19 protein-coding genes and 1 riboswitch are annotated in these 16,419 nt (G+C 60.7%); of the genes, 5 read left to right on the top strand and 14 right to left on the bottom strand.

The window, feature by feature from the left end; genetic code table 11:
- Nucleotide 1 precedes the first annotated feature (1 nt).
- The gene (gene thiS / locus ANI01nite_RS05925) at nucleotides 2-247 is read right to left on the bottom strand and encodes a sulfur carrier protein ThiS (RefSeq protein ID WP_052253651.1); all 246 of its coding nucleotides are present in this window, start codon (nucleotides 245-247) and stop codon (nucleotides 2-4) included.
- The gene (gene thiO, locus ANI01nite_RS05920; protein WP_170214579.1) at nucleotides 244-1,371 is read right to left on the bottom strand and encodes a glycine oxidase ThiO; all 1,128 of its coding nucleotides are present in this window, start codon (nucleotides 1,369-1,371) and stop codon (nucleotides 244-246) included. The genes thiS and thiO overlap by 4 nt, the downstream gene beginning before the upstream one ends.
- A riboswitch (TPP riboswitch) is annotated at nucleotides 1,369-1,473 on the bottom strand. (Overlaps the previous gene by 3 nt.)
- Before the next feature lie 124 nt (nucleotides 1,474-1,597).
- Here thiO and ANI01nite_RS05915 point away from each other — a divergent pair.
- Nucleotides 1,598-2,512 (top strand): GNAT family N-acetyltransferase, encoded by a 915-nt coding sequence (locus ANI01nite_RS05915; RefSeq protein ID WP_170214578.1) that lies wholly within the window; start codon nucleotides 1,598-1,600, stop codon nucleotides 2,510-2,512.
- A gap of 81 nt (nucleotides 2,513-2,593) precedes the next feature.
- On the opposite strand, the gene ANI01nite_RS05910 is transcribed toward ANI01nite_RS05915, so the two are convergent.
- The 6 genes from ANI01nite_RS05910 to ANI01nite_RS16655 all read right to left on the bottom strand — a co-directional run bounded on the left by ANI01nite_RS05910 (nucleotide 2,594) and on the right by ANI01nite_RS16655 (nucleotide 7,378).
- Nucleotides 2,594-3,814 (bottom strand): mechanosensitive ion channel, encoded by a 1,221-nt coding sequence (locus tag ANI01nite_RS05910; RefSeq protein ID WP_073705954.1) that lies wholly within the window; start codon nucleotides 3,812-3,814, stop codon nucleotides 2,594-2,596.
- A 288-nt stretch (nucleotides 3,815-4,102) separates the two neighbouring features.
- The gene (locus ANI01nite_RS05905) at nucleotides 4,103-4,540 is read right to left on the bottom strand and encodes an OsmC family protein (protein ID WP_141356674.1); all 438 of its coding nucleotides are present in this window, start codon (nucleotides 4,538-4,540) and stop codon (nucleotides 4,103-4,105) included.
- A gap of 4 nt (nucleotides 4,541-4,544) precedes the next feature.
- A complete protein-coding gene (locus ANI01nite_RS05900; protein ID WP_038990627.1) occupies nucleotides 4,545-5,006 on the bottom strand; it encodes a GNAT family N-acetyltransferase in 462 nt (153 codons plus the stop codon).
- Nucleotides 5,007-5,128: 122 nt separating this feature from the next.
- On the bottom strand, nucleotides 5,129-5,887 hold the full coding sequence (locus tag ANI01nite_RS05895; protein WP_255314435.1) for an alpha/beta fold hydrolase: 759 nt from the start codon (nucleotides 5,885-5,887) through the stop codon (nucleotides 5,129-5,131).
- A 26-nt stretch (nucleotides 5,888-5,913) separates the two neighbouring features.
- A complete protein-coding gene (locus ANI01nite_RS05890) occupies nucleotides 5,914-6,633 on the bottom strand; it encodes a lysoplasmalogenase (RefSeq protein WP_170214577.1) in 720 nt (239 codons plus the stop codon).
- A 55-nt stretch (nucleotides 6,634-6,688) separates the two neighbouring features.
- The gene (locus tag ANI01nite_RS16655) at nucleotides 6,689-7,378 is read right to left on the bottom strand and encodes a VOC family protein (RefSeq protein ID WP_073705951.1); all 690 of its coding nucleotides are present in this window, start codon (nucleotides 7,376-7,378) and stop codon (nucleotides 6,689-6,691) included.
- A 302-nt stretch (nucleotides 7,379-7,680) separates the two neighbouring features.
- Here ANI01nite_RS16655 and ANI01nite_RS05885 point away from each other — a divergent pair, with 302 nt between their 5' ends.
- The 3 genes from ANI01nite_RS05885 to ANI01nite_RS05875 all read left to right on the top strand — a co-directional run bounded on the left by ANI01nite_RS05885 (nucleotide 7,681) and on the right by ANI01nite_RS05875 (nucleotide 11,277).
- Nucleotides 7,681-9,765, top strand: a complete 2,085-nt coding sequence (locus tag ANI01nite_RS05885; RefSeq protein ID WP_218024305.1) for an oxidoreductase — start codon at nucleotides 7,681-7,683, stop codon at nucleotides 9,763-9,765.
- Between the two features lie 115 nt (nucleotides 9,766-9,880).
- Complete coding sequence (locus ANI01nite_RS05880; protein ID WP_170214576.1) at nucleotides 9,881-10,786, top strand: GNAT family N-acetyltransferase; 906 nt, start codon at nucleotides 9,881-9,883, stop codon at nucleotides 10,784-10,786.
- A complete protein-coding gene (locus ANI01nite_RS05875) occupies nucleotides 10,783-11,277 on the top strand; it encodes a DinB family protein (RefSeq protein ID WP_141356666.1) in 495 nt (164 codons plus the stop codon). The genes ANI01nite_RS05880 and ANI01nite_RS05875 overlap by 4 nt, the downstream gene beginning before the upstream one ends.
- Here ANI01nite_RS05875 and ANI01nite_RS05870 read toward each other — a convergent pair.
- From ANI01nite_RS05870 to ANI01nite_RS05845, 6 genes are all read right to left on the bottom strand, one after another.
- Nucleotides 11,274-11,978, bottom strand: coding sequence for a hypothetical protein (locus tag ANI01nite_RS05870; protein ID WP_141356664.1), 705 nt, complete (start codon nucleotides 11,976-11,978; stop codon nucleotides 11,274-11,276). The two genes, ANI01nite_RS05875 and ANI01nite_RS05870, sit on opposite strands and share 4 nt — an antisense overlap.
- Before the next feature lie 334 nt (nucleotides 11,979-12,312).
- On the bottom strand, nucleotides 12,313-13,392 hold the full coding sequence (locus ANI01nite_RS05865; protein ID WP_141356662.1) for a tellurite resistance/C4-dicarboxylate transporter family protein: 1,080 nt from the start codon (nucleotides 13,390-13,392) through the stop codon (nucleotides 12,313-12,315).
- A 57-nt stretch (nucleotides 13,393-13,449) separates the two neighbouring features.
- On the bottom strand, nucleotides 13,450-14,211 hold the full coding sequence (locus tag ANI01nite_RS05860) for an isocitrate lyase/PEP mutase family protein (RefSeq protein ID WP_141356660.1): 762 nt from the start codon (nucleotides 14,209-14,211) through the stop codon (nucleotides 13,450-13,452).
- Nucleotides 14,212-14,317: 106 nt separating this feature from the next.
- Nucleotides 14,318-14,809: a GNAT family N-acetyltransferase gene (locus ANI01nite_RS05855; protein WP_038990638.1), complete on the bottom strand. Its 492-nt coding sequence runs from the start codon at nucleotides 14,807-14,809 to the stop codon at nucleotides 14,318-14,320.
- 37 nt (nucleotides 14,810-14,846) lie between these two features.
- Entirely contained in the window at nucleotides 14,847-15,233 is a 387-nt protein-coding gene (locus ANI01nite_RS05850; RefSeq protein WP_038990639.1) for a VOC family protein, read from the bottom strand.
- A 70-nt stretch (nucleotides 15,234-15,303) separates the two neighbouring features.
- Entirely contained in the window at nucleotides 15,304-15,837 is a 534-nt protein-coding gene (locus ANI01nite_RS05845; RefSeq protein ID WP_141356658.1) for a GNAT family N-acetyltransferase, read from the bottom strand.
- A gap of 183 nt (nucleotides 15,838-16,020) precedes the next feature.
- On the opposite strand from ANI01nite_RS05845, the gene ANI01nite_RS05840 reads away from it, so the two are divergent.
- Nucleotides 16,021-16,314 carry a hypothetical protein gene (locus tag ANI01nite_RS05840; RefSeq protein WP_038990641.1) on the top strand — a complete coding sequence of 98 codons (294 nt, stop codon included), beginning with the start codon at nucleotides 16,021-16,023 and terminating at the stop codon, nucleotides 16,312-16,314.
- Nucleotides 16,315-16,419 lie beyond the last annotated feature (105 nt).

Below are 16,419 nucleotides of genomic sequence, written 5' to 3'. Positions count from 1 at the left end.
CCTAGCCTCCCTGGGCTGCGGTAACGAGTTCGATGCTGTGCCCTTCGGCCAGCGTGTAGCTGTTCCAGGCGCTGCGCGGGATGACAGCGCCATTGACCGCGGCGGCTATTCCAAGCTTGCTGCCGTCCACGGCCGCCGAGTTGCTATCCAGATCCTTGCCGATCTGCATGCTGATGAATTCGCGAAGGGTGATTCCTTCGTCCAGGTTCAGTTCCCGGGAATTGAACTTGATGCCAATGCTTTTCATGGGTGCTGCTCCGTTCGGTGGGTGGTCTGGGTTGCTGTGGCGAAGCGGTGTGGATTCACAGCCTGATGCAACGGATGGGTTTCAGGGCCGTGAATGAGTTCAGCGGTGAGTGTTGCGCCCAGCGGAGCCAGCAGCACTCCGTGCCGGGAGTATCCGGTGCTAAGCACCAGTCCCGGGTCAATGCGCCCCAGCAGCGGACGGTCATCGGGAGTGGCGGGACGGGCCCGGGCAGTTGCCTCGTTCAGCGTGCAGTCGCTGATGCCGGGTATGAGCTTTCGTGCATTGTCCAGCAGCAAATGCATGGCTCCGATGTTCACTGCAGGCTGGCGGTCTTCCCGGACGCTGGCTCCAAGCACGAGGCTGCCGTCCTTTCTCGGCACGAGATACACCGGCTCCCGGTGCACGATGCCGCGGATGGTCCGGGTGATCAATGGCGGACCGGCTGGCCCCTGGATCCGGAGAATATCTCCGTAGACGGGGCGCACCGGCACCCGGTCCAGGCCGTCAATGGTGCCCAGTCCGGTGGCCACGATGGTTTGATCCGCTTCGAGGATCTTGCCCGATGCGGTGCGTACCGCGTTGGTTCGGCTCCCGTCGCCCACCAGCGCCTGCGCCCGCTCCTCGATCAGGCGGCCACGCAGGTGATCAAGCAGGATTTTGACGACTGACCGTGGGTCGACTTGGTGGTCATCTTGGCATAGGACTGCGCCTGCTATATTCGCGGCCAAGGCTGGTTCGAGTTTGCGGGCTTGGCTGGGCAAGAGCTTTTCCGCTGACAGGCCGAGGGAAGCTTGCAGTTCGGCCAGCTCATGCAGGGCTTCGCGGTCAGCCGGTTCGGCCGCGACGACGAGGGTTGAGTTCTGCAGGTAGTCCGGGCGTTGCCCGGTCACGGATTCGATGCGCTCAATGAACTTTGGATAGGCGGCATTCGAGGCGGCAAGCAGCTCGTGAAGCGGGCCATGGCCCCAGACCGTTTCAGCTGCCGGGGCCAGCATTCCGGCTGCCGCGTAGCTTGCACCTTGGCCTGGTGCTGGATCGATGAGGGTGGCAGTATGTCCCCGTGATTCCAGTTCGAACGCAACGGACAGGCCGATGATTCCGGCGCCAACAATATTCACATGCACGAGAGCACGCATCCTTCCTACGGCGGCATGACCCGCATCAGGTGTAGCGGTCGGCTCGGTGCCCTCTCAGCCTGGTCGATTCAGGCTCCCGCGGAGTACTGCGATTATAGGCATGATCCAGCTCATAAAGTCGAACTTGAGTAACCGCAGCTCCGTCATCTTCTGTGATGTACTAGTTGACATGGCATCTCATGACTTCCCCCGCGTGCTTCCCCAGGGATCTGTGTTGTCCAACACGATCATTTCGTTGGAGCAGGAGCTCTTGGAAACCAGCCAGCGCCATAGCCGCAGGCAATTGGAACGGTACTTGCATCCGCAGTTCTCCGAAGTGGGTGCCAGCGGCCGTGTCTACGATCGCGAGGCGATCATTGCCCAGCTGGCCCAGGAGCCGGAACGGGATTCCGGATCTCGGGAAGTCGGAAGCCCCGTGGCAATCCAGGTTGCCGATCAAGCGGTGCTTCTGCGCTGGAGGTTACTATCGGGATCCGCCAGCGAGCGCAGTTCGCTGTGGATCCATGAGCAGGATCGCTGGCAGCTGCTGTTCCATCAGGGCACGCCCGCTGCGCGGCAGCTTTCTTTTGCAGAACCGAACAAGGCCGCATTAGTCGACGACGATTTCTCGGTTCGCAGGCTGCGCCAATCGGATGCCGAAGCTGTTTTCGAAGCCTTTTCCTCCAATGCCGATATGGATCGCCAAGGAGATGCCGACACTCCGGAAAAGGCCGCATCGTACGTGCGTGCCCTGATGGAGGCCGGCGAACGGCAGCAGGCTTTGGCCGTCGCCTATCGGGACCGGCTGGTCGGTTTGGTCTGCGGTACTGTCGATCCAGCCAATCAGAACGCATGCGTTTGGTATTGGATGAACCAGGACTACCGCGGGAGGTCTCTGGCCACTCGCGCAGTGGCTACTTTGGTGAACCACCTGTTTGGCGAGCTCGGTTTGTACCGTTTGGAACTAGGTCTTCGGGCGAACAATCCTGGATCGAAGCGTGTTGCCGAATGCAACGGGTTCCTGCGCGAGGGTGTCGAGCGCGGTAAGTTCCTGGTTGCTGGAGAACGCGTTGACGTGTACGCCTACGCGCGGTTGCGGACTGATCAGGTCCCCGACGTAGTGCCGTTGCCGTGGAGCACGCAGCCGTAGCTTGGCGGGCAACAAAAAGTCGCGGAATCCGGTTTCGGGTTCCGCGACTTTTTCTCTGTCCCTCAGGTTTAGTGATATTGGCTAGATGCCTGGAGTTGATGCCGGCGGCGTCGAATCCGGGCCGTCGGTGGCCTGATTGGCCTCGATCTTTTTCAGCGTGCGAGCCGCAGCATCGCGGCCACCAAGTCCAAAGGCCAGCGCCGCGGCCAAAGCCGCGCCAATGACGATTGCACCGAAGGCCATATTGATGATCGAATCAGCGATACCCATGTACTTCAAGCCCATTGCCACGAACAACGCAATTGCCGTGTAGCGGATGATCTTTGAAGCGGTGGTGTCGCCCAAGAAACGGCCAATAACGTTGGCGATGACGAAACCTGCGGCGATAATTGCTGCGCCGAAGAGAATCTTGCCGCCCAAGGCCAGGATTTCATTGAGGATGTTGGTGATCGCCGGGAAGTTCAGCATCTGGGCCGCCATCACGCCGAAGAACAGCACGATGGCAATCTTGACGATGCCAGCGATGATTCCCGAAGCGCTCTTGCCTTCGGGAACAACACCCCATTGGGCAACAACGGAGTCGGTGCCCACCCCGTGAAGGGTTGATTCAAGCAGCTGGCCGACGAACTTGGCAATCAGAATACCGACGGCCAAGAGCACCAAGGCCATGATGACCTGCGGTATTGCGGTGAAGACAAGCTGCAGCATCTGCTGGGCAGGGTCCGAAATTGCCGCGATGCCCAAGACCTGCAGTGCCGAAATGGCAACGACGAGCAGGATCAAGGCGAAGACGATATTGGCAATGATGTCAACGATCTTCGCTTGGGACTCGCGAGACTGGACTTCGTCAACCGGTTCATCGCCTGGGGTCAATTTGCGGACCAGCCCGCTGAAGTCGACAGTTCCCAAACCGGTCTTCAGCAGCTGGCGAACGATATTGGCGATCACGTAGCCGATGAAGAAGATGAAGCCCGCACCGATGAGGTTGGGGATGAAGGCCATGACGCCGCCGAGCAGGCCCTGCACCGGCGATAGCACTTCAGATAGCGCGAATACTTGCAGGATTGCCACGAGGCCGAACAGCCAGACGATCAGTCCCGCAACCTTGCCCAGAGATTGGCCTATTTGCTCTCCGTCATTGCCCTGCTTCTGCAGGAACTTCACCCTGGTCACCAATTTGGCGGCAGCCCACCGAACGATGCGCGCGAGAAGCCACGTAATGATGAGGATGATTAGCGCGATGCCAACCTTTTGTAGCATCGACGCCCAGTCGATATTGCCTAAAACGTTCTCAGACTGCATTGCTGCTCCTTCAACGTAGGGACAATCTGACCCTACGATGAAGGTTCTCCGCTGACTAGGGCAAAGACCCGTACTGCCAGCTTGAATCGATGGACTTTCATACCCCGAATTGCGGATGCATGATTCATTCACACTGGATTCAACGTTTTTCGAACAATCAAGCCATAACGACAACTGATTCACGCAATGTTGGGAAATTCGTGTCGCGCTCGAATCCGTGAATTGCCTTGGAAGCTGTTGCGGAGTCAGCCATTGGCCATTATCAATCTGGGATCCGCACGAAATGCATCAGGCCTGGTTGAGGACTTCGCTCTGCACTGAGGCACCTAGCTCAACGGTGCGAGAAACCGTGCAGTACTTGTCATGGGATAGCTTGACGATGCGTTCAACCATGCCGGCCGCTTTGCGCCCCTCCTCGGTATCGGGGAACTTCAAATCAAAGCCAAGGCGGATGTCTTCCATTCGGCTAGCCGAGTCCTCGGAGACCTTGTAGCCGCTCGCCTTGACTTCGAAGTTCTCAGGCTCGCTTCTGCGGGTAGTCGCCACATCAACATCGATCGCTGAGCACCCGGCAATGGCAGCCAGCAGAAGCTCCACCGGCGTCAGCAGCCCTTCGCCCTGGCCGAATTCCAGGCTGGCGCCGGATTCCAGGCTGGTGGCCTGGTACTTGCGTGATTCGACGCGTTTGATGCTGACTTCCCGTATTTCACGGCTTTTTTCACTCATGGAACTATGGTGCCACGATTCGGGGCAAAGATTCTGTGTGGCGCAACGTGATCCGTTGCGGCACCAGTTCTGGACCTCCGTCGACTGCCAAGAATCCGCAGTCGCCAAAGAATGAAATGGCAGGCTGTCGCTGGCAATCCAGATGCACGCTGATGCCGGGAGTGTGCGCGACGATTGCTTCCAGCAGAACACGGCCTACACCCTTGTGGCGATCGCTGTGCCGCACCCAGAGCAGCTCAATGCGTGTATCGCTCCAGGCTGCGAAGCCCATGATGCGCTGGCCTTGCTGGGCGATTCTGACGGTCACCGACTGGCTATAGATTGCTTCCAGGGCGGTTGCCACTGCATCAATGTCTGCAGCTGAGAGGAAGTCCCTCCGGCGTTCCACCGAACTGCGCCAGATATCCAATAGGTCAGGCACTTCATCAATGCTCGCCAACTCGCGCAGCACGAGAGCTTCGTCCATGCCAAGTTCCTTCTTGCTCAGGCAAAACCGTAGTTGCTGCTTCGAAATGTAGCCGGATGCCGGCATTTCCTCAAGTCCCAATCGAGCGTTGCGCGTCATCGGATTGGACCTTTCCTTCCGGATCAAGATCGTTCCTGCAGGCCGCCGGTACGTTGCGCCCAGTCCCGCAATTCGGCCAAGACCTGTTCGGGCTGCTCAAGGTGCACGTTATGGCCCGCTGGTTCAAGCACGCAGAGCTTCATCAGGGGATACCGGTGGACGAGCCGCTCGGGATCCAGGTATCCGGTGACATGGTCCTGCTTCCCGCACACGATCGTGACCGGAATATCCAGCTGGTTTCCACGCTCGACGGGCAGCGGGTCCAGGAAGTACCGCCGTGACAGCTTAGCCATGGCTCGCAAGTTCGCGCAGTCCAACCCGGGCAGCACCCACTGCGCGAACTTCCGCCATGCTTCTGGTGATTGAACCACTGCTACGTCAGAGAATAATTGCGCATGGTGTGGATCAAGCTCAGCCAGAAGCAGAGGGTCTGCTACTGACACCTGCTGCTCTGGCACGGTACGCCGAGCGGCATCAGGAAAGACTACTGGCGCCAGGAGGAAAAGCCCTTGAGCTTGGCCAGGAAACTTGTCGGCCATCTCTTGGCAGAGCAAGGCGCCAAGGGAATTGCCCAGCAGCGCAAATCTTCCCTCGCCCGCGGTTTGCCGGATCAGCGCTTCCAACCAGCTTGCCAGTTCTGGCAGGCCACCGGAATTTTCAAGCGGCGGGCAGGTGCCGAAGCCAGGCAAGTCGATGTAGTGCAAGTCGAAAATCCGCATTTTCTCCAGCGTTGCTTCTAGCGGCTTGAGAATCCGGTGGTCTACGCCGTTGCCATGCACCATGAACAACGGGATTCTGCTGAGGTGGTTTACCTGCATGTCGTCGTGCTTTTCTCCTGTGCATCGCGCTGGCTCGCGGCATAGCTGATCATGGCCTGCCCGGCCACATAGGTGAGCATAATCCAGAATCCCATGCCGGGAATGCCAATGTCCGTAAATGAGCGCAGTGCGATCAAGGAATCGGAAAGGAAGAAAATTGCGCCGCCGGAACCCCCGACGGGTCCCAGCTCAGTGCTGAGGATGGCCATCACCATCAATGCCAAGCCGTAGATGATCACCGGGGCAAGCAGCGCTCCGGCACCGGGTGAGCAAAGGACCAGCAGCACTGCGAATGCCGCAAGATAGGGAAACAGCATCCACCATCGGCGCAGTATCGAAGATTTCCAGTATCTTGCCAGAGCGCCAATGTAGAAGAACTGCGCGACCAGGAACGCGCCCACCATGGCCAGGAATGCCGGGTCTCCATCCATGAACCGCGGCAGGGCATCACCGACCCAGGAGAAGAACAGCGCTGCCAGCACCAGCCGGATCAGCCTGCCGCGCGGCGAAGTGGTGAAGGAGATAACCGCTCCTGCCAAAAGCGGCATCAGCAGGATCTGCGTGGCATCGGCCAGCAACCCGGAAGGCCAGAACAGCTGGGCCAGCAAATGAGCCAAAGTGGCCAGCAGCAGCGCCAGCACCACGATTCCACGACGTGGCCGTCCTGGGACCATTGCGTGGGAGTGCTCTGTACCGAGATGCAGCTGCACGTTTTTCCTTGCGTAGAATCGATGCTTCCGGCTGGCCACCCCGGACGTCTCCGGATCAGTCATCAGAGGAAGCCGACGGCGCCAAGACGCAGAATTCGTTTCCTGAGCGGTCCTGGAATACCCGCCATGGCAATCCCTCCCACGGCCCATCCAGCTCAGCTCCACCCGATGCGCAGATCGCAGCAAGCGCGTCATCCATGCTCTCCGCCTGCTCAAGACGCAAATCAAGGTGGATCGCATTCTTCGCCGCTGTCTTGGGCGACGCTTCGCGGACGAGAACCAGACGCGGGCCCACGCCGGTTGGGTCGGCCAGCACCATCGGGGATCGCGCTACGATTTCCCAGCCAAGCAGCTGCTTCCAGAATTCTGCATCACCTGCCGGGTCAGCGCAGGCAAGTTGGAAGGCTTCGAGCACCAAGCCACTTGCCGGCTTGCCGTCGGCTCGGAGCAGATACTCGTTTCCTGCGGCGTCGAGCCGGGTTTCCAGAGCATCCAGCAGCTCCGCACCAAGGTCTTCGGCAGGAGGGGCGCCGCTGCCGAGGATCAGGTGCGCGCGCTGCCGGGCACGATCCGGATCCCGGACGATGGGGAAACACAGATCCAGGTAACGCTCCCCAGGCAACTGCAAGCGTGTTTCGTAGCCCCCTTGGTTATCGGTGAGCATCTGGCATTTGAGCGCAGCCTCCCAGAATTCCCCATGCCGCCGCGGGTTCTCGGCATCGAAGACGATATTTTCCCAGTACATGCTTCAAGCCTACCGCGACAGTGATGCCCATCACTTTGCAATGGGATTGGGGCGCACATTTAATCTCCGCATATGGAAATTAATTATCGTTGACTTAGGCAATATAAATAGAATTCTTTTCAGTAATTCTCTGTCGATAGTAGATCGAACCAAAGATTAGATTACTTAGGTGGACTGATTGTATTTACGCTAGTCATTAATTTTACCTGCTTTTATCGCAGTCAATCTGGTACCCTGACGCAAATCGGAGTGTTTTCCACCGGTACCATGTTGTCATGAGCAACAAGGAATTTCCCCATCTAATGTCAGAAGGCCGGATCGGGTCCATGGGCACCCCGAACCGCATCGTGCTTCCGGCGATGGACATGAATGTGTCCGAAGGCGGCGAGATTGAGCAGTCGGAAATCGATCACTACGCCGCTCGCGCCGCTGGCGGCGCCGGCCTGATCATCACCGGCGCCTGCGCCATCGCCTTCCCCTACGGCGCCGCGTCGATGAAGGAACCGGGACTGTCTGACGACAAGTTCATCCCCGGCATCAAGGCACTGGCCGACGCCATCCACGCTGCCGGCTCCAAGCTGTGCATCCAGTCGACCCACCACGGCAAGGTGGCCCGAGTCGACACCGCCAATGACCGTCCGGTCCTCGCCCCGAATGAGCCGGACTACCGCTACTCGATGGACGCACTGGCCGATTGCACCCCAGAAGAGCTCGCCAAGATGGGCGCCGCCACCGCGGGCAAGCAGACCACCTACCACACGATGACCAAGGAAGACATCGACTGGCTGATCACCTCTTGGGCCGACGCCGCCGAGCGCGTGGCCAAGGGCGGGGCCGACGCCATCGAGATCCATGTGGCCCACGGCTACATCCTGGGTGTGTTCCTGAACCAGCGCGACAACCTGCGCACCGACGAGTACGGCGGATCGCTGGAGAACCGCGCCCGCCTGGCCTGCCAAGTCATTTCCGCGGTCAAGGAACGCGTCGGCGACAAGCTGGCGATTTTGGTGCGCGTGGCCGGCGAGGAATACGGCCAGGAAGGCGCGTTGAGCCTGCAGGAGTCCATCGAAGCTTCCAAGCTGTTCGAAGCCGCCGGCGCGGATGCCATCCATGTCACCGGCTGGGGCCGCAACCCGTTCGACAACTTCACCGACGGCCCGCTGCCGAACAAGGTCGGCGCCTACCTGGAAAACGCCGCCGAGATCAAGAAGCACGTCTCCATCCCGGTCATCGCCGTGGGCCGCATGCTTCCGGAGATCTCGGAGAAGGCCATTGCCGAGAACAAGGTCGACTTCGCCGCCATGGGCCGCCAGCTGCTGGCCGACCCGGAACTGCCGAACAAGCTGCGCGAGGGCAAGTTCGACCAGGTCCGCCCATGCATCAACTGCTACCTGTGCGTGGGAGAGAACTTCTTCGACGACACCCCGTTCTGCGCGGTGAACCCGGCGCTGGGCAATGAGAAGCTGCTGCCGCTGAAGCCTGCCAGCGCCTCGAAGCACATCGTGGTTGTCGGATCCGGACCTTCGGGCATGGAGTCGGCCCGCGTGCTGGCCGAACGCGGGCACCGCGCCACCCTGATCGACAAGGCCGACCGCCTGGGCGGCACCATGTGGTTCTCCACCATGACCACCCCGGACAACGAGCGCCTGCTGCGCTGGCTGAAGTCCGAGCTCAAGCGCCTGCGCGTGGCGGTCAAGCTGAACACCCCTGCCACCGTGGAGACCATCCGCGCGCTGAACCCGGACCACATCATCGTTGCCACCGGCGCAGTGCGCCCGAAGCCCGACATGCCCGGCGGCGATTTGCCGAACGTGCAGACCGGCGACACCCTGCGCGCCATGATGCTGGGTACCGCCACCGCCGCCGAGGCCGGCCTGGTGCTGAGCACCATGGGCAAGCTGGGACGCCTGTCCGGGCTGACCAAGTCCCCGGAGTTCGTCCGCCAGTTCACCAAGTACTGGCTGCCGATGGGCAAGAACGTCGTGGTGATCGGCGGCTCGCTGGTAGGCCTGGAGCTGGCCGAGTTCCTCGCCGCACGCGGCCGCAAGGTCACCTTGGTGCACGAGAAGCAGCAGCTGGGCCTGCCGCTGGCCATGCCACGCCGCTGGACCGCGGTCAAGGACAACCTGGCCCACGGCGTGCAGATCCACCGCAACGCCACGGTGGACCGCATCACCGAAAAGTCCGTGGAGTTCACCGTGAACGGCGAGGCGCAGAGCGCCCCGGCCGACATGGTGGTCTACGCGGACGGCACCACCGCCGCCGCACCAGTGGCCGACGAGCTGCGCGGCGCAGGCTTCAGCGTCGACGTGGTCGGCGATGCCGGCGCCGTGAACTACATCCACGGCGCCATCCACTCGGCCTGGGAAGCCACCGTCGAACTGTAGGCCGGAGGCACTCGCACGCATGGGCAGCGGGAGCGCAGCATCCTGGGGAAGCTGCCATCCCGCTGCCCTTTGCGTACCCTTGTCCGCCGGGCAGGCCCGGTGCTTGAATAGGCCAATGGGCCTTCGAATGCATACTCCCGCCGCGGCGCAGGTTGCCGACCTCGTTGACGAGCTCGCCAGCTGGCAACGTGACGGCCTGCCGGTGCAACTGCATCCAGGCGATGTGGGCTGGTACGCCATGCGGGGCATGGAAGCCGCCGCACAAGGCCTGCGGGCCTGGGCGGACCGCGAATCCATCTATGCCATCGGCCTGCTCGATGGACCGAACCTGATTCGCATGGCACTGCATCCCGACTTTGTCGACATCCAGCCCCTGGCCGAGCAGATCCATGCCGACCTCAGCTCTGCGGAGAACCAGATCTTCCCGGCCGGAAGTGCCAGCATCGAAGCCCGCGGCGCAACGGCACTGGGCAAGATCCTGCAGGCCCATGGCTGGATGCCCGGTGAAGCCTGGACTCCCCTGCGCCGTGCCCTGGATGCTCCGGTGCGGCTGCCTGAACTGGCCTTCCGGCGGATTGATGCTTCCCTGGCCGGCCAGTGGATGGAAGTGCACCTCAACGCCTTTCGCGGCAGCGATTTCACGCAGGAGGATCTAGCCCGTGCGCTGCAGCGCTGGCACACCATGGCCAGCACTCCGATCTATGAACAGGGCCAATGCCTCACCGCCTACGACGGGGAGATGAACCCGCTGGCCGTCGCCGGGGTCTGGTCCGCTGGTTCCGGGCGGCCAGGACTGCTGGAACCCATTGCGGTGCACCCGGCTTTTCGCGGCCAGGGGTTCGGCACGGCGATCAGCCTGGCCGCCGCCGCAGAGCTGCGGTCAATGGGTGCGTCCAGTGCCTTGGTGTGCACGCCCAGCGAGAACCGCGCAGCCGTTGCCACTTATCTCGCCGCCGGGTTCGTTGCCGATACCGAAGACCGCGACTGGCATCGCGGGGAAGAGGAACCGGTGGAATCATGAACGCCTCCGAGATTCTGGCCGATCTGGCCCAGCGCCCAATTGATGCGGCGCAGGCCCTGCCGCAGCTGAGCGCCGAACAGCTCAATGCCCATCCGGGAAACCATCCCAACTCGATTGCCTGGCTGCTGTGGCATGCCGGACGCGAAGCCGATACCCAGCTCTCGGCGCTGAGCGGCCAACCCGAACGCTGGGCGCAGTTCCGTGCACGCTTCAACCTGGGCGAGCTCGGTGATTCGATGGGCTACGGGCATAGTGCCGAACAGGCCCGCCAGATTACCGTGACCGACCAGCAGCTGCTCGTGGACTACTTGGCCGCGTGCCTGTCCGGGCTCAGCGGCTACGCCGCCACGCTGGGCGAGGAAGAACTGGACGAAATCATCGATCGCAGCTGGAATCCAGCAGTAACGCGTGCGGTGCGCTTGGTATCGATCATCGACGATGCGTCCGTGCATGTCGGGCAGGCAGCCTACGCTGCCGGCACGATGATCTAAGCCGCAGGCAGACTCTTGGCCTTCTTGTTGATCCACCAGAAAATCGCCAGCTGGAGCACCAGGACGATGGCCGAAATGCCGGCATCGCCCCATCCCATCACAAACCCCGCCTGCAAGGTCCCGATCCCGCTGGCTACAGGATAGAACAGCGGCCACAGCACGGCGAGGTTGCGCACCAGGGCAAAGGCAATCGCGAACATGATTGCGAAAACACCGAAGCCTGCTGCCGCTTCCAACTGGACCGATCCGAGGTGCTGGATCATGAAGCCAAGTCCGGTCAGCACAATAGCGGGCAACCATCCGAAGGCGCGTTCCCACCGCAGATACAGCCAGCCGAAGACGAAGAATGGTTCCCACAGGACCAGGAAGTTCGCCACCAGGTGGCTTGCAAAATCGGCACCCATGGCATTGGACAAGGCAAACAATTGGTAGGCGGATCCGGCACCCAGAACCAGAGAGACAGCCAGGGACGTCAGCAGGAATTTTCTCGTGATCCCCACCCCGGCCAAGGTTTCACGCCGCTGGCACAGCACCGTCCACAGTGGGATGGCGGTGCCGAAGACCAGAATGCCAAGCCAGAGGAAAAGGCTGTTGATCGAGGTTCCCGCGTAGTAGCACAGGGAAAACGCCAGCAAGGTGGCCAGAGCAATGAGCGTATCGGATTCGGGTTGCCACGCGAATGCTCTTCGTCGTTGCTTCATGCCAGATGGAGGTTGAGCAGGAAAATCATTCATCAAGACGCGCCTCGGTGCTTTGGGTTGATATAGCCGCCTGTGGCCTAAGTTAGCATTTCATCAACTCGCCGACCATGAATAATGCTTAACGGGAACGGGGAATGCGGAGAATGATTTTCGGCCTGTCGGGGCAGCTGCTCGGTTCGATCCCCGCTGCCCCAGCCGCGGCCGCGAAACGGTCGCACACGGCATGGCGAACCCGGCCGGTTGCGCGGAACCATACCGCGTGCCGATCTGTCCGCGTTCATGCTGCAACCATTGAGGACAACCACAGCATCGGCAAAGCCTACCGAATCAGTTATTAGCTGCGGGTGCGGCTGCGCCAAGCGAGCAGCACATAGTGGCGGATCATCGCAACGAAGACCACAGCCCACACCAGCACCGCGGCGATCAGCGACCCGTGGCCGATGCTTTCCACCACCGGCAACGAGTCGACCCTTCCAAGGTTGATCGAGGCGACTGCGAACATTCCGACAGGGAAGACGATTGACCATAGCGTGGGCACGTACACCAGCGGAACGCGGTGCACCACATGCCGCCACACGCCAGCTCCCACCAGGATTGGAATCAGCCAGAGGCAGTAGCTCCAGAAAGCCGCCACTGTCCCCGCAATCAGCGCACGGGTGGCATCAACCATTGGAGTGGAATCCATGCCGACAATCTTGCTGCCCGCAACAACGGCTATGGCCATGGCTCCCATGGCCACCCAATACGGTGGTTCGAATTCTTTCGGAGTCATCCCGAAGTGCACGATCCGCAGCAGCACCAGCACGGCGATGCCAGCATAGAGCGCGACGCCCACCGACCAGGTCAGCACGGCAAGCAAGCCGATCAGTGATTGCCCGTTCGCAACATGCGGCTGGATAACGCTCAGGCCGATGGCCAAGGATTGGCTGGCCACCGCCCAGATGAACCAGGTGCCGTTGACCCGGGAGAGGATCGGCTTTCCGTCCCGGCTCAGGAAAACCTGCCACGGCAGCACGTAGCCGAAGATGAACCACAGAATGGCGGCCAGGGCCACGAGCACTATGGAGATCGCGCTGAATCCTTCGGCGCTCAATCGCACCGCGAGAACATCGGTGCCGGCGACGACGGTGAAGTACCCGAAGGCCATTTCCGGTCGGCGAAGTTCAGCCCTCATGGCTCCGCTGAAGGCAATTGCCCGCCAGATGTACAGCACCCACAGCACTGCATACGACAGCACGGCAAACGACAGCAGGATCCCGGAGAGAAGGTCCCATCCGGCTTCGTGAAGGCCAATGGAGACAATGCCAGTGCCCATCGTCAGGGCGAAATACCCTGGCGACAGGTTCTCCATGATCTCACGGAAAACCCGAGGTCTGGAGGGTGCCGTTTCATGCGGGGTTTGCCGATCGTCCATGCCTCCAGCGTACGACTGTTGCCTCAGCGAGGTGCAATTACACGATCTGGCAAGAGCTCAGAGCCACTCCCCGAGCTGCCTGCCGGAGACCTCCGCCAGCCACATTTGCCACAGCGGTCCGAAGCTCACCCGGCGAACTCCCAGCTCTCGCAAGGCCGCCAAGTCTCCGGCGGCGTGCGCCGTGACCGGGTGGGCAGTGACATTCACCGGGATTCCAACCGATTGCACGGCCTGCCTTACCTGATCCGCATCGGCCAGCGCCACCGGATACACGCTGCGCGCACCGGCCTGCTCCATCAGCTTGATGCGCTCGATAGCCTCACCCAGCGGGTCGGCGAACTTGTCGGCCAGCTTCACAGCATCGGTGCGTCCGTTGATCACGAAGTCGATGCCAGCAGCATCCGCCGCTTGGCGGACGCCGTGGATGTAGTCCGCATGCTCCTGGCGTTCGCGCACACGGCCTCCTTCCCGATGGAGGACATCTTCGATATTCACTCCAACTGCACCCGCTGCGGCGACGCGTTCGAAGAGTTCTCTGGGGTCCAGTCCGTAGCCGGACTCGACGTCGGCGCTGACCGGCACGTCGACGCTGCTGGTGATGCGTTGCACCGCAGCCAAGTAGTCTGCGAAGTCCATCTGCTCGCCGTCAGCGCTGCCTATGGAATCGGCGACCGGATGGCTGCCGATGGTCAGGGATTCGAACCCGGCTTCCACCGCCACCTTGGCGCTGAAGGTATCCCACACGGTGGGCATCACCAACAGCTTCCCTGAAGCATGCTCCTGGGCGAGGTTCTGGGCAAGTGCTGAAATATCAGACAAGGAGATCTCCTAACGTCGTGGCGGATTGCGCCCAGTCTACGGCTCCAGGCCCCCTAGCGAAACAACCGCAAGATGAACTCCCAGCTTTCCCCCATTCGGCCCGAAATCAAGCGCTATTTCGCTTCCCTCGCTGCTTGCCGGCTAGTGGTTTCACCATAATCAGGCAGGGCGTTTCGGGTCCCCAGAGGTCAGTTTCCTCCAGCGGCAGGAATCCCTGGCTTTCATAGAACCGACGAGTCTTCGCATAGCCTGCATCCGGGTGCGAAGGCCCCAAGGTCTTGACCTGCAGCAGCTGAACTCCCCCGGCGAGCGCGTCGGCTTCAATGGCTGAGCATAAGGCCGACCCGATTCCAGTTCCATGGAGTTCGCGGTCGACCACCATTAGATGGATCTCGATGCTGTGGGCGTAGTGCCGGTCGACCAAGAGAACACCGAGTACCGTGCCGGCGGCATTGCGCACGGTCCAGGTTTCCTTGCTCCGCGCGGCTTGGATGTACTCCGCGTTGGATTCAGGTTGGCCAAACCACTCGGGAACAGAGGCAAGCAATCGCGCGACATCATCTGGCACGGCTTGATCCCTGGTTGCTGCGAAAGTCATCGGTTCCACAAGGCCTCCCGAACGTAATGTGATTGTGCTAGCTTGCCGGAGTCATGATTTCCAGTCGATTCCCGAATCCGTCACGCGCGTGGAACCGCAGATATCCTTCAAAGGTTTCACGCTCAGCCCAAGACAGTTCATAGCCCATGGAGCCGATGCGTTCAGCGAGAGTTTCCAGCTCGTGGATCGAGTCGCAAACTAATCCCGGATGCGCTTTCTTGGCCGGTACGAATGAATCGTCTACGCCAAGATGGATTTCCGCCACCACGGCATCCGCTTTGAAAGCACGAAACCAGCATCCTCCCCTTCCGGCGAGGGAGGCAGGCTTGGGAACTTCGGCAAGTCCCAGCGCTTCACCGTAGAATCGTCGAGCTTCGGATTCTTCACCACGTGGCATTGATATCTGAACGTGATGGAGTCTCATTCAGGTTTCCTCGTCTCTAGACGTGCTCATCGCAGAACTGCCAGTGTACCTGCAAGGCGCTTGACCACAGTTAGGTTCGGTGCAATCCGAAGACCAGGGTTTCAACCCGTCCTTTGTTGTTTTCCGGGTCTTCGGTGCGGCGCTCTTCGAGCTTGAAACCGGATTTCTCAAGGACGCGGATGGAAGCTGCATTCCTGGCATCGCACGTTGCACTGATTCGTTCCAAACCAAGATCTTCGAACCCCAGTCGGAGCAGGTGTCCCACGGCAGCCGTGGCGTATCCGTTGCCCCAGTATTCCCGATTCAGCGTGTAGCCAAGCTCTCCGGCCTTGGCCTTCCGGTCGGTTGCCCACACTGACGCAGAACCAATGAGCACATCGCCAAGCATGATCGCTCGCAAGCGACGGTGCAGTTGCTCGATTAGTGCATCGGCAAGGAATTTTTGGGTATCGGCCAGCTGGTTAGGGCCCCACGTCGAGTACCGGCACACCAGTGGGTCAGCAGCGAAGTTGTGCACCGCAGACAGGTCTTGAGCACGGAAGTCAGTCAAGCGCAATTCAGGCTCCGTGGTAGTCACGCCGTGGGCTGGCGGATTGTTGCTCATTCGTTTTCTCCTTCGCGGTTCAATTCCTATCAATGCATTGGGGCGGACCCTATCGCTGGGCTGGGTTCAAGTCCAAGCATGTTGCGCAGCTGTTAAGCGGTGTTGAGTTTCATTGCCATTTTTGGAATCGTGGCACGCACATGCCCTGAACTTGGCATGTCCTCAACCGGAAGGAGAGCCATCGTGCTCGCACTGACCGACCAAGCAGCATCGATCGTGACCGCGATCGTCACCAACCAAGCCGAGGAAGAAACCGCTGGCCTGCGCATCATGCAGGCAGACAGCACCCACCCTGAAGATGCAGCTTTCGGATTGCAGATTGTCCCCGCGCCCGAAAGCACCGATGGCGTGGTGGATACCGAAGGCAGCCCTGTCTATGTGGACGAGGCGATTGCCGACGCACTGGATAGCAAAGTACTCGATGCGGCAGTAGACGAGCAGGGCGGCGTGAGCTTCCAGCTTCTCGAACAGGGTTAATGCCGCACCCTGCCCTTTAGCTTTGGCTGCGGGGGACGTCCTTCGGGACGGCCCCCGCAGTTCTTTAACAAATTACCTCGGCCAACTGGACGGATATTTTTCCCG

It is taken from the genome of Glutamicibacter nicotianae (assembly GCF_006539525.1).
Classification (GTDB): domain Bacteria; phylum Actinomycetota; class Actinomycetes; order Actinomycetales; family Micrococcaceae; genus Glutamicibacter; species Glutamicibacter nicotianae.
This window is presented reverse-complemented; position numbering and strand designations above follow the sequence as displayed.

What these genes read in the sequence shown, in the direction of transcription:
- ANI01nite_RS05885 (WP_218024305.1), top strand. Translation starts at nt 7,681, where the DNA reads ATGTCAGAAGGCCGGATCGGGTCCATGGGCACCCCGAACCGCATCGTG.
- ANI01nite_RS05865 (WP_141356662.1), bottom strand. Translation starts at nt 13,392, where the DNA reads ATGGACGATCGGCAAACCCCGCATGAAACGGCACCCTCCAGACCTCGG.
- ANI01nite_RS05905 (WP_141356674.1), bottom strand. Translation starts at nt 4,540, where the DNA reads ATGAGTGAAAAAAGCCGTGAAATACGGGAAGTCAGCATCAAACGCGTC.
- ANI01nite_RS05900 (WP_038990627.1), bottom strand. Translation starts at nt 5,006, where the DNA reads ATGGACGAAGCTCTCGTGCTGCGCGAGTTGGCGAGCATTGATGAAGTG.
- ANI01nite_RS05845 (WP_141356658.1), bottom strand. Translation starts at nt 15,837, where the DNA reads ATGAGCAACAATCCGCCAGCCCACGGCGTGACTACCACGGAGCCTGAA.
- ANI01nite_RS05875 (WP_141356666.1), top strand. Translation starts at nt 10,783, where the DNA reads ATGAACGCCTCCGAGATTCTGGCCGATCTGGCCCAGCGCCCAATTGAT.
- ANI01nite_RS16655 (WP_073705951.1), bottom strand. Translation starts at nt 7,378, where the DNA reads ATGTACTGGGAAAATATCGTCTTCGATGCCGAGAACCCGCGGCGGCAT.
- ANI01nite_RS05850 (WP_038990639.1), bottom strand. Translation starts at nt 15,233, where the DNA reads ATGAGACTCCATCACGTTCAGATATCAATGCCACGTGGTGAAGAATCC.
- ANI01nite_RS05880 (WP_170214576.1), top strand. Translation starts at nt 9,881, where the DNA reads ATGGGCCTTCGAATGCATACTCCCGCCGCGGCGCAGGTTGCCGACCTC.
- ANI01nite_RS05870 (WP_141356664.1), bottom strand. Translation starts at nt 11,978, where the DNA reads ATGAAGCAACGACGAAGAGCATTCGCGTGGCAACCCGAATCCGATACG.
- ANI01nite_RS05910 (WP_073705954.1), bottom strand. Translation starts at nt 3,814, where the DNA reads ATGCAGTCTGAGAACGTTTTAGGCAATATCGACTGGGCGTCGATGCTA.
- ANI01nite_RS05855 (WP_038990638.1), bottom strand. Translation starts at nt 14,809, where the DNA reads ATGACTTTCGCAGCAACCAGGGATCAAGCCGTGCCAGATGATGTCGCG.
- thiS (WP_052253651.1), bottom strand. Translation starts at nt 247, where the DNA reads ATGAAAAGCATTGGCATCAAGTTCAATTCCCGGGAACTGAACCTGGAC.
- ANI01nite_RS05895 (WP_255314435.1), bottom strand. Translation starts at nt 5,887, where the DNA reads ATGGTGCATGGCAACGGCGTAGACCACCGGATTCTCAAGCCGCTAGAA.